Origin of the sequence: Mesorhizobium sp. M2A.F.Ca.ET.042.01.1.1 (genome assembly GCF_003997405.1) — a bacterium.
Taxonomy (GTDB): Bacteria; Pseudomonadota; Alphaproteobacteria; order Rhizobiales; family Rhizobiaceae; genus Mesorhizobium.
In genome coordinates this window covers 1-11,133 of sequence record NZ_RZRX01000218.1, presented here as the reverse complement: position 1 = coordinate 11,133, position 11,133 = coordinate 1, and the positions used below count along the sequence as shown (strand labels likewise).

Annotated in this window: 12 protein-coding genes and 1 pseudogene; 2 read left to right on the top strand and 11 right to left on the bottom strand. The window is 64.5% G+C overall.

The features are described 5' to 3' along the window. Both EOA23_RS36620 and EOA23_RS26225 read right to left on the bottom strand, forming a co-directional pair. Positions 1-109, bottom strand: a pseudogene (locus EOA23_RS36620) (GNAT family N-acetyltransferase); the annotation flags it as partial. Positions 110-114: 5 nt separating this feature from the next. Continuing rightward, positions 115-870 carry a copper homeostasis protein CutC gene (locus EOA23_RS26225; RefSeq protein WP_127306287.1) on the bottom strand — a complete coding sequence of 252 codons (756 nt, stop codon included), beginning with the start codon at positions 868-870 and terminating at the stop codon, positions 115-117. A 190-nt stretch (positions 871-1,060) separates the two neighbouring features. On the opposite strand from EOA23_RS26225, the gene EOA23_RS26220 reads away from it, so the two are divergent. Next, positions 1,061-1,516, top strand: coding sequence for a carboxymuconolactone decarboxylase family protein (locus EOA23_RS26220; RefSeq protein ID WP_127306286.1), 456 nt, complete (start codon positions 1,061-1,063; stop codon positions 1,514-1,516). Positions 1,517-1,556: 40 nt separating this feature from the next. Here EOA23_RS26220 and EOA23_RS26215 read toward each other — a convergent pair whose 3' ends face one another. Together EOA23_RS26215 and EOA23_RS26210 are read right to left on the bottom strand one after the other, a co-directional pair. Further along, positions 1,557-1,988 carry a cupin domain-containing protein gene (locus EOA23_RS26215; RefSeq protein ID WP_127306285.1) on the bottom strand — a complete coding sequence of 144 codons (432 nt, stop codon included), beginning with the start codon at positions 1,986-1,988 and terminating at the stop codon, positions 1,557-1,559. A 214-nt stretch (positions 1,989-2,202) separates the two neighbouring features. Next, positions 2,203-2,784 (bottom strand): NAD(P)H-dependent oxidoreductase, encoded by a 582-nt coding sequence (locus EOA23_RS26210; protein ID WP_127306284.1) that lies wholly within the window; start codon positions 2,782-2,784, stop codon positions 2,203-2,205. Positions 2,785-3,054: 270 nt separating this feature from the next. Between EOA23_RS26210 and EOA23_RS26205 the strand changes: the two genes are divergently transcribed. Then, positions 3,055-3,288 carry a hypothetical protein gene (locus tag EOA23_RS26205; RefSeq protein ID WP_127306283.1) on the top strand — a complete coding sequence of 78 codons (234 nt, stop codon included), beginning with the start codon at positions 3,055-3,057 and terminating at the stop codon, positions 3,286-3,288. A 94-nt stretch (positions 3,289-3,382) separates the two neighbouring features. Here the strand turns inward: EOA23_RS26205 and EOA23_RS26200 are convergent, their stop codons facing one another. The 7 genes from EOA23_RS26200 to EOA23_RS26170 form a co-directional block, all read right to left on the bottom strand. Further along, entirely contained in the window at positions 3,383-4,981 is a 1,599-nt protein-coding gene (locus EOA23_RS26200; protein WP_127306282.1) for a DHA2 family efflux MFS transporter permease subunit, read from the bottom strand. Then, a complete protein-coding gene (locus tag EOA23_RS26195; RefSeq protein WP_127306281.1) occupies positions 4,978-6,075 on the bottom strand; it encodes an HlyD family secretion protein in 1,098 nt (365 codons plus the stop codon). The genes EOA23_RS26200 and EOA23_RS26195 overlap by 4 nt, the downstream gene beginning before the upstream one ends. 195 nt (positions 6,076-6,270) lie before the next feature. Next, positions 6,271-7,044, bottom strand: coding sequence for a glucose 1-dehydrogenase (locus EOA23_RS26190; protein WP_127306280.1), 774 nt, complete (start codon positions 7,042-7,044; stop codon positions 6,271-6,273). 5 nt (positions 7,045-7,049) lie between these two features. Further along, complete coding sequence (locus tag EOA23_RS26185; RefSeq protein WP_127306279.1) at positions 7,050-8,384, bottom strand: dihydroorotase family protein; 1,335 nt, start codon at positions 8,382-8,384, stop codon at positions 7,050-7,052. Positions 8,385-8,398: 14 nt separating this feature from the next. Beyond that, a complete protein-coding gene (locus EOA23_RS26180; protein WP_127306278.1) occupies positions 8,399-9,331 on the bottom strand; it encodes a polysaccharide deacetylase family protein in 933 nt (310 codons plus the stop codon). Between the two features lie 27 nt (positions 9,332-9,358). After that, a complete protein-coding gene (locus EOA23_RS26175) occupies positions 9,359-10,381 on the bottom strand; it encodes an NAD(P)-dependent oxidoreductase (RefSeq protein ID WP_127306277.1) in 1,023 nt (340 codons plus the stop codon). 27 nt (positions 10,382-10,408) lie between these two features. Continuing rightward, complete coding sequence (locus EOA23_RS26170; protein WP_127306276.1) at positions 10,409-11,131, bottom strand: SDR family oxidoreductase; 723 nt, start codon at positions 11,129-11,131, stop codon at positions 10,409-10,411. Positions 11,132-11,133 lie beyond the last annotated feature (2 nt).

Genomic DNA, 11,133 nt, shown 5'->3' with positions numbered 1-11,133 from the left:
GTTCCGGCTCGAGCCAGGACAGTTCCGCCGCATGCTCGTTGTTGAGCGCGAGGATGGCGGGCTCGTCGGCGGGCGAGACGCGTTCGATCGGCTGCAGTTCGCTGGTCATCGCCTTCAGGCTCTCGCGGCCGCGATCGTCGCCGCTACCTTGGCCTGGTCGGTCACCGTGTTGCGGTATTCGCGGTCGAGATCGGTGCCGCCCATGCCGACATTGGGATTGCGGTAGCGCATGGCGCTGGGCACATCCGCAAGGGCTGCAAAATGCATCTCGTTCAGCCCGGTCCGCTTGCGCACCTCGCCGATCGTATCGGGCGCCAGCGCGCCGCAGCCGAGGATGATGATGCGATCGCCCGCCAGACGCACGAGTCCGGCCAAAAGCTCGACGCCTTCGAGCGCCGTATCGCGCTGGCCGCTGGTCAGCACGCGGCCGACCTTGCAGCGGATCAGCGCCTCGAGCGCCTCGGCCGCATCGCGCGTCATGTCGAAGGCGCGGTGGCAGGTGACGTTGAGCGGACCGGCGGCCTCAACCAGCGCGCTCATGCGCGTCTCGTCGATGGCGCCGTCGGCGGTCAGGCAGCCGACGACGACACCGGCAACGCCGAGCTCGCGAAGCGCTTCGACATCGGCCAGCATCGAGCGGTATTCAGCCTCGCTGTAGAGGAAATCGCCACCGCGCGGCCGCACGATGACATGGAAGGGAATGGTCGCGCTTTCGAGCGCGGCGCGCACCGTGCCGAGGCTCGGTGTGATGCCGCCTTCGATCAGGCTGGCGCAGAGCTCGACCCGGTCGGCCCCGGCGGCTTGCGCGGCAAGCAGCCCGTCGATGCCTTCGACGCAGATTTCGATCAGGGGTTTTTGCGTGTCCGCCACTGGGTCCCATCCATGCTTTCGAGAAGTTGGGCTGCCCTAGCACCGGTCGCGCCGCCGCGAAAGCCGCAACCATCGGTCCAGCCATCAAGGTCGCTTGACAATGCATAACTGCAAAGTTATTGGTTATTCATAACTGATAGGTTATTGATTGACACGAGCCTGTCGGTGAAAGAGCCCGAGGAGACGGATGATGGAAGCAAGATTGAAGAACCCGGTGATGCTCATTCCTGGCGCGCTGCAGGCGCTGCTCGCGCTCGACAAGTCGACCGAGGCCGGCGACGTGCCCTATGTCACGCGCAAGCTCATTCATCTGCGCGCCAGCCAGATCAACGCCTGCGCCGTCTGCGTCGACATGCACGCGCGCGAGCTGAAGAAGGCAGGCGAGAAGGACGAGCGGATCTTCGCCGTGTCGGCATGGCGCGAGACGCCTTACTTCACAAATGCCGAACGCGCGGCGCTTGCGCTGACGGAAGCCGCGACGCGCCTGGCCGATCGTTCCGACGCGGTTCCCGACGACATCTGGGACGAGGCGGCGCGTCACTTTGACGACAAGGCGCTCGCCGCTTTGGTGATCCAGATCGCGCTGATCAACGCCTTCAACCGCCTGAACGCCACCACAAGGCAGCCCGTCGGCGCCTGGGGCTGAGCAACAACCGGCGACCGCTTCGAAGCGGACGCACGGCCGGCTACTGCTTCAGGATCGTGTTCTTGGCGCCTTGCTCGACCTGGTCGATCACCAGAAGCTTCACCGGATCGGTGCCGATATTGGTGGCCTGATGCCATTGGCCGATCATCTCGATGATGAAGTCACCTGATTTGAAGGTGTTGGCAGCGCCGGTCTCGACATTGGTGACCTTGAGCGTTCCCTGCTCGACATAGGCGTAGCGCGGGAAGGGGTGTTTATGGACCGGGAGCGTTGCGCCCGGCGCGATCTGGTAGGACGAGACCTGCACCTCGACGTTCTTTTGCGGCAGCGTGATCGGCTGGCCCGACGCGGTCGTTGTCTTCGACACCAGCGGTGTCACCACAACGGGCGTGTTCGAACTGTCCAGCGCATTCGCGCTGGTCGTGAAGAATGCCGCCGCCAAAAGCAGCGCCGATGCCGTGATGTTTCGCATGGTCTCCTCCAGTTGCGGCCAGCATCGCGCCGTGATCTTGCGCGCGCAAGCGTGCCGGAGAGCGATTATCGGTGGTGGCGAGGTTGCCGTTGTTTGCATGCTATGGAAAGCGCTGGTTCAGGAAGCTTCACGTACCTGCGGGGCATTCGCCATTGCCGAATGATAGCCCGCCCTAGCCAATCGGGAAGTGGCTTAAACCTCGGGATGATATTTGTCAGTCGCCCCGTTGCCCGTGCTTGCCCATATCGTCGATCCAGCGAGCTCGCTTCTTTTCGTCGGCGAAGGTGAGGCCATACAGGCTCTCACGAATAGGTTTGATTCCCGCAAAGCTCAGCATGCTTCGCTCGAAACCGCGCAATCCGTAGGCGCCAAAGTACCAACGATAGAGCAAGACCGGCATCCCCATGGTGACGACGATGCGAGCCGAACGGCCGGCGAGCAGTTGTTTCGGAAAACCTTCCTTTCCATATTCCATGGCAAAGCCTGGCCTGAAGATATGTTCAAGGAAACCTTTGAACAGTGCCGGCATGGTTCCATGCCAAAGTGGGAACAGAAAAACCCAGTGCTCGGCCCAGCGCATATCGTCCCGCGGTTGCACGAGGGCCGGCGGTAATGCTCCGGTCTCGAATTCCGCTTGTGTACGCATGAGCGAAAACTCGAGCGTCCCCACTTCGATGCGACGAACCTCGTGCCCGGCTGCTTTCGCAGCCTCGGCATAAGCGTCTGCCATCGCATGCAGCAAATGATGGCCAGCGGGGTCTGGATGGCCCTGTATGATCGCGATCCGCCTGGTCATTGGTCCCTACCTCACGCATTCAATCCTAGCGCGTTCTCCCAAAACGCCTCTTTGATCTTGCGCAAGCGCCTGAGGAGATCACCCTATCCGCCTCAGCATCGTCGAATGCGAGCTGAGTTCGGCCACGATGTCGCCGAAGGCGGAAGTCCGGTGAAACAAGGGGAATCCGCAAGCCTGCCGAGAGGACGCTGACCGAGGACGAAGCTCGCCTGTCTTAGTTTGTTCATCCGGCCGGTTTACAAGTGGCGCGCTCATCCAACGGAGTGTGCCATGCAAACCGATGTGTCGGATCTCGACCAGCTTCAGAGCGCCTACAAGGCCGCGGTGGAGGATTGGATAGCGGCGATCAGGGAGGAAGAGGAACTCGCATCCGTCAACCACTCGATAGCCGAGATCGACAAATGGGAAGCGGCCCACTTCAAGGAGGATGAGGTGCGCGACAGGGTTCTGGAATTGAAGAAGCAATACGAGGACGCTTTGCGCAAGGAACAGTTCGGCTTCTAGAGCAATGCCAGGAAAACTGCGTAGCGGTTTTCCGTCCGGCTTTTGATTTTACGCATGTCTCCCGAAACCGGTTCCCACTTTCGGGAGACATGCTTTAACGTTTCGCCGGCGCCGATTTGGGCGGTCTGAGCAGCAAAGCGAACGGCACCAGCACCGCCGTGGCTATCGCGCAGTAGAAAAACACATCGACATAGGCGAGCAGCGAAGCCTGGCGGCCGATCTCCTGGCCGATCCAGCCGACGGCCTGCTGCCTGGCCTCGACCAGCGGCGAACCTTCGGCGACGAAATGATCCGTTACCTGGCGAAGCGTCTGCTGATAGGTGTCGCTCGATTGCGCGGTGTGGCCGACCAGCACCGACTGGTGGAATTGGGCGTTCTGGGCAATCACCGTGTTGGACAGCGACACGCCGATGCTGCCGCCGATGTTGCGCGCGACATTGATCAGCGACGATGCCTGGTCGGTCTTCTGCGGCGGCAGACCGACATAGGCGGCGGTGGAGATCGGGATGAACAGGAACGGCAGGCCGATCATCATATAGACGCGGGCATAGGCGAAGAAGCTGAAGCTGGCGTCGGGCGTCAGCGAGGTCGTGTGCCAGAGCGCGACCGCGACCACCGACATGCCCAACATGATGAGATAGCGCGGCTGAACGATGCCGGCGGCAAAGCCCGAGATCGGCATCAGCATGAGCATGGCAATGCCCCCTGGCATCATCGAGAGGCCGGAGAGCGTGGCGGTGTAATCGAAGGTCGTCTGCTGCAACTGCGGCAAAAGCTGCGTGGTGCTAAAGAGCACCGCGCCCACCGCCATCATGACCAGGAAGGACATGCCGAACTGCCGGCTGAACAGCAAGCGGATGTCGACGATCGGATCGCGCCTTGTCCACTCCCACGGGACCAGCAGCAGGAACGACACGGCCGAGATCACGGCGAAGGTCGTGATGAAGGTCGAGGCGAACCAGTCGTTGCGCTGGCCTTCGTCGAGAAAGACTTCGAGGCAGCCGAGCGCCATCGCCACCAGGATGAAGCCAATCCAGTCGACTCTCAGCCCCTTGCTCAACCGCTCCCGGCGCTCGCGTTCGAGGATGTCGGGCTCGATCACCAGCCATTGCACGAGCGCCAGCGACATGATGCCGAACGGCACGTTGATGAAGAAGATCCAGTGCCAGGAGAAATTGTCGGTCAGCCAGCCGCCGATTGTCGGTCCGACCGTCGGCGCGACGATCACCGCGATGCCGTAGAGCGCAAAGGCCTGGGACCGCTTCTCCGGCGGAAAAGTATCGGCGAGGATCGATTGCTCGCTCGGCGCCATGCCGCCGCCGCCGAGCCCCTGCAGGATGCGGAAGGCGATCAGCGTCGGCAGATTGGGCGCCAGCCCGCAGAGCAGCGATGCAAATGTGAAGGTGGCGACGCAGATCATGTAATAGCGCTTGCGGCCGATGACGCTGGTCAGCCAGCCGCTGACCGGGATGATGACGGAGTTGGCGACGAGATAGGTGGTGATCACCCATGTGCTCTCGTCCATGCCGGCGGCCAGGCTGCCGGCGATGTTGCGCAGCGCGACATTGGCGATCGAGGTGTCCAGCACCAGCATGAAGGTCGCGATCGAGACGACGATCGCGATCAGCCAGGGGTTGCGCCCGCCGGCGGCGGAACGGCTTTCGTTGCCCTGGACTGTCGCGGCATCGCTCATCTGACCTTGACCGTCGGAACCACCGACATGCCGGGGCCGAGATAGACGCCGGGCGGCTGATCGAACACGATCTTGACCGGCACGCGCTGCACCACCTTGACGAAATTGCCGGTGGCGTTTTCGGCAGGCAGCAGGCTGAACGCCGTGCCGCTGCCGGCCTGGACGCTGTCGACCCGGCCATGGAAGGTCTTTTCGGGATAGGCGTCGATGGCGATGTCGACGGGTTGGCCCGGCCGCATCAGGTCGAGCTGTGTTTCCTTGAAATTGGCCTTCACCCAGACGTCGTTGGGCACGAACATCATCAGCACCTGGCCGGGCTGCGCATAGGTGCCTTTCGCCGCAGTGATGCTGGTGGCACGGCCGGCGACGGGCGCCGTGATGGTCGTGCGGGCGAGGGTGGTCTTGGCCTGGTTCTCGGCCGCCTCCGCCTGCCGAAGCTTGGCCTCGGCGCTCTTGCCTTGAGCCTGCAGAACCGCCAGCTGACTTTTCGCTGCCTCGGCATTGGCGTTGGCGGCGTCCAGCGCCGCCTGGTCCTGGCGCAAGGTCGAAGCGGCCTGCTGTGCCTGCTGCTGCGTAGCCGTGCCCTTGGCCAGGAGCTCGCGGTTGCGCTGGTCCTCGGACTTGGCGAATTCGAGCGCCGCCTGCGCCTGCGCCACCTGCTTGCCGGCGGCATCGATCTTGGCGTTCTGCGCCTGGGTCTGCGCCTGGACATTGGCGATCTCGGCCCGCGCCGCCGCCACGCCGGCTTCAGCCTGTTTGAGGGAGGCCTGATAATCGCTGTCGTCGATGCGCAGAAGCACCGCGCCGGCCTCGACCGGCTGGTTGTCGGTGACGGCGACATCGGTGATGCGCCCGGCAATTTCCGCTCCGACCGTCACGGTGCGGGCGTCGATGAAGGCGTCGTCGGTCCATTCATAGTGGCGCGCGTTGAGCCACCAGATGACCACCGCCGCGATCACCAGCAGGATGAGGATGGCGATGATCGCGGCTATGTAGGGATGGCGTCTGATGAGGCCCGGCTTGTTGGTGTCGGACGGACCGTCATTAGCGTGCGACTCTTGCGCGCGCGTATCGTCGGCGCGCTTGTTTTCCACGCGTTTTTCGTCGCCCGGCGGGCGTCGATCGGACCGGGGCCGAGCCCGCGTTTTCTCGGCGGGAGCGGTTTCGCGCTCTTTTCTTTCAGTTTTGGCGTCCAAGGCAACGGGTCCCAGATATCGTTGACCCCCTCGCAGCAGGGTCAACGAGCGTTTTCCGCAAAGGTTCCTGCCGCCGGGGGACTGGCCCGGTCGTCAGCCGGCCATCCAGCCGCCATCCACCATCAGGTTGGTGCCGGTGATGTAGCTCGCCATGTCGCTGGCGAGAAACAGCGCCGCGCCCGCCACGTCGTTCGGATGCCCGAGCCTTGGCCAGGGCGTGCGGCGGCGCGAATAGTCGAGCGCGTCCGGATCGTTGGCGACGCCCGGTTTGCCGGTGATGATCTTGCCCGGCGCGATGGCGTTGCACACGATCAGGTCGTCCGCGTGGTCGACCGCGATCTGCCGCGTCATCTGGACGATGCCGCCCTTGCTTACCGAATAGGGCAGGTCACCGGGGCAGGCGATCATGCCGTGCTGCGAGGAGATGTTGATGATGCGGCCGCGCACCTCGTTGACCGGCGCCTGGGTGAGCATCTGCGTGACGGCGCGTTTGTTGCAGTAGAAAGAACCCGTCAGATTGACGCCGATGACGCGGCTCCATTGTTCCGGCGTGGTCTCGACCAGGTTGGTGCTGGTGTAGATCGCGGCATTGTTGACCATCGCGTCGAGCCGACCGAAGCGATCGACGGTTGCGCCGACAAGCGTGTCGACGGCAGTCCACTCCGAGATGTCGGTCTCGAGGTAGATCGCGGTGCCGCCGGCCGCGCTGATCATGCCCACGGTACTCTCGCCACCTTCGATCGGCTGCTCCACCGTATCGGCAATGACGACGTTGGCGCCTTCGGCTGCGAATTTCAGCGCGATGGCGCGGCCGATGCCGGAGCTCGCTCCGGTGACGATGGCGGTTTTGTTGGCGAGCAGGGCCATGGTGTTCAGCGCTCCCGGGTGACGATCTTGCCTTGCGCCGGGCCGACCAGCCGCCCGTCGCGCACGATCTCGCGGCCGCGCAGGAAGACGTTGGTCAGCCGCGCTTTGACGGTCCAGCCGTCGAAAGGCGTGTAGCCCGCCCTCGACACCTGATCGGCGTTGGCGATGGTACTGGATCGGCGCGGGTCAAGGATAAGCAGATCGGCGTCATATCCGGCAGCGATGCGTCCCTTGCGCCGGCCGAGGCCGAAGCGCTCGGCCGGATTGCGCGAGCACATGCGCACCAGGTCGGGCAAGGCGATAAGCCCTTCGTCCACCAGCCTCAGCATGGTGGCAAGCAGCGTCTGCAATCCCGGCATGCCGCCCGGGATGTCGGCGAAAGCCGCGTAGCTCGCAGCCTTCTCGGCTGGTGCATGCGGGGCATGATCAGTGGCGACGATGTCGATCAGCCCGGCGCTCAGCGCGGCTCGTAGCGCATCGACATCGTGCGGCGAGCGCAAGGGTGGTGAAGCCTTCAGATTGGGGCCCTGCACCTCGTAATCCTGCGCCGTGAAGAACAGATTTTGCGGCGTCGTCTCGACGCTTGCGTCGGCCATGCCGCGCAGCCGGCTCCAGGTCTCGACGCCCAGTTCGGAGTTGATTTGGCGGACGTGGATCCTTGTCTCAGCCGATGCTGCGGCGACAAGCGCCCGGGAGATGCCGTTGGCTTCCGCCAGCGGCGGCCGGCTGTCCAGGAAGGCGGCGATGCTGCCGGAGCGATCGCGCGCCGGGCTGCCGGCCAGGATCGACTGGTCGCCGGGCGAGATACCGACCAGCGTATCGGCGCCGGCGAACGCCTTCAGCGCCTCGGCTACGCTGTCGGGCGTTGCAAACAGGAATCCGTCCGGCACGTCGGCGGTGAAGAGCTCGAACGAGACCGGCGCGTGGTCGAGCAGGCGAGGGATGGGTGGCAGATCGCGGCTGACCACGGCCTGCAGGCCAACATCGACATGGATGCGGCCTTCGGCTATCGCCATCTTGTCAGCGAGTTGCTCAGAGGTGGCCGTCCAAGGCTCGTCGGTCGGCATGTCGAGCACTGTGGTCACGCCACCGAGTGCTGCCGCGTGGGTGCCCGAGGAAAAGTCCTCCTTATGCGTCAGCCCAGGGTCGCGCAGATGCGCGTGCGCATCCACGAGACCGGGCAGCAGGAAACAGGCGGAGGCATCGATGACGGTTCTGGCTTCAGCGGCTTCCCCGGGTGCAATCAGCGCTGCGACCTGGCCCGCGGCGATACCGACATCGCAGCGGCTCAACCCCTCGGCGTTGACCACCGTTGCGCTGCGGATCAGCGTCTCGAACAAGTCGTTGCGCTCCCTCAGCCGCGCTGCTCGAAGCGGGCATGGTTGGCATGCCAGAAGCGCGCAATATCCTCGCGGCCCATGAAGGCGGCGCCGTCGCTTTGCTGGACATGCTCGATGACCTCGCGCAGGCCCGAGGCGCGGTTCGGCTGGCCCGTCCAGCGGGCGTGGATGCCGATGGTCAGCATGCGGCCGCCGGTCTCGTCGGCTTCGGAGAGCATATAGTCGATGGCCGAGCGGCAATCCTCGGCGAAGTCGCGCGGATTGCTGTAGCCGGGCGCCACAAGGTAGCGGCTGTCGTTGAGCGCCTTGGAGTAAGGAACGACCAGGATCTGCGTGTCCCGGTGGTCAAGGAAATAGGGCAGGTCGTCATTGCAGGGATCGGAGTGGTAGAGGAAGCCGCCTTCCTCGACCAGCAGGTCGCGGGTGTTGACGCTGGGCAGCGAGCGGCAATTCCAACCCGATGGGCGCTTCCCAAGCAGCTTTTCGTAGAGAGCAATCGCCTCGTGCAGATGGCGTTCTTCGTCACCTCGCTCCATCACCGTGTAGTCGATCCAGCGCAGGCCATGGCCCATCAGGTCGTGCCTTCGCGCTTTCATCCACTCGACCAGAGGCGGATTGCGCTCCAGCGCCACGGCGCAGGCAGAAAAGGTGACTGGAATGTCGTAGCGGTCGAACAGCCTGGCGAGGCGCCAGACGCCGGCACGGCTGCCATATTCGTAATGCGTCTCCGTGCCGAGGTCGCGCACCGGCATGCTGCCGGTGAGATTGTATTCGCCCCAATTGTCGTTGCGGCCGTCTTCCAGCCAGTTGTACTCCGACCCTTCCTCGTAGTTGAGCACGAGGTTGACGGCGAGCTTGACGCCGCCCGGCCAGGTGACGAAGGGCGGGTGCGGGCCGTAGCCGACAAAGTCGCGCGGCTGCTGCGCTTGCTGCGGATCGGTCGGCATCGGCTGGTCTCTCCTGATCTCGTTGGCTCAATTCTCGTTGGCAGCAATCCAATCCATGTAGGCGTGGAAGGCTTCCTTGCCGGGGCGCGGCCGCCATTCCGTGTCGCGCATGATGCGGGCGATGTCATAGGCGCCCCACATGCCGCCTTTCAGCGCCACGTCCTGGACGATATTGGCGTCTTCGCCCGGCGTCACCTCGGCCTTCAGTCCCGGCACGCGCTCCCGTGCCCAGCCGATGATCTCGCCGATGGTCTGGCTGGAACCGGAGCCGATATTGTAGTGGCGGTAGTTAAGGTGCCGAGCATCGATCAGCGCCAGGATCGCGGCGGCGACGTCGGTCGAGGCCACGTAATCGCCGACGGGTTCGAGGCTGTTCGGCCTGATCATTTCGCCTGCCAAGGCCATATGCGCGACGCGGTTCGGAACATGGCGGAAGTTGCGGCTCTCGGTGGCGCGGTCCATCGGGCCGTAGACGGAAGCAAGCCGCACAGACAGCGCCGAGAGGCCGAACAGGTCAGCATAGCGGTTGGTGACCATCTCGGAGGCGAATTTCGAGATGCCGTAGAGCGTCAGCGGCGCGACATAGCCGTCTTCCGGCAGCGGCTCTCTCGCCCAATCGGGCCCATTGTGGCGGTAGACGGAACCGGAACTGACATAGATGAAGCGCTTTAGGTTGGGATTCGTGCGCGCCCAGTCCAGCATGCGCACCGTGCCCATCAGATTGACGTCCACGATGCGCGCGGGGTCCTCGGCCTCCGGCTGGCGCTTGGCCTCCTTGGCGCTGCCGCGCGAGATCGGCGTGATCGTCGCGCCATGGACGATTGCCGTGATGCCTTGCCTGTCGAGCGTCGCGGACCAGGCCTCCGGGTCGAGGATGTCGGCGGAAATCACCGTCAGCCGCTCACGCACCGGGGCGAAGTGCCTTTCGGCGGCCGCGTCGAGGCCGGACCGGTCGAGGATCACGGCGCGGGCTTGCGGATCGCGATCCAGCCATGCGCGCGCGACCACGCTCATGACGAAGCCGGTGCCGCCGGTGACGAGCAGGGTCATGGGAACTCCTTTGGAAAGGTTTCGGGCTCAGCGCGTCGCATAGCCGCCGTCCACGAGCATGTCGGATCCGGTGACGAAGGACGCGTCAGAAGAAAGCAGGAAAGCCGCCGCCGCGGCGATCTCGTCCGGCTCGGCGATGCGGCCGAGCAGATGGGCAGGCCCGAGGCCGGCATTGGCCGCCTCGAAATCGGCGAACCGGCGCAGCAGGCGCGTCGTCGCGACCGCGCCGGGCGACAGGCTGTTGACGCGGATGTTATCGGCGGCGTGGTCGACGGCCATCGCCTTGGCGAGATGGATCAGGCCGGCCTTGGCGGCGCAATAGGCGACGGCGCGGGTGGTGGCGACACGGCCGAATTGCGAGCCGATGAAGACGATCGAGCCGCCGCCGCTCGCCACGATCAGCGGCACGGCGAACTTGCTCATCAGGAAAGCGCCGGTCAGGCCGACATCGATCTCGTGCCGCCAGGCGCTTTCGTCGAGATCGACAACGGTGGCGCTGGTCGAGGGCGCGGCGGCGTTGTGAACCAGCCCGTCGAGGCGGCCGTATCTTTTCTCGGCGAAGTCGACGGCTGATTTCGCGGAGTCAATGTTTGTCACGTCGCACTGGCAAGCGGCGGCGGCAGGTCCGAGCGCGCCAGCGAGTCTTGTTGCCGGCTCCAGATCGTAGTCGGCGCAGACGACCCTTGCGCCTTCGGCGATGCAGCGCCGGGCGATTGCCGCGCCGATGCCGCTCGCGGCGCCGGCGATCAGGA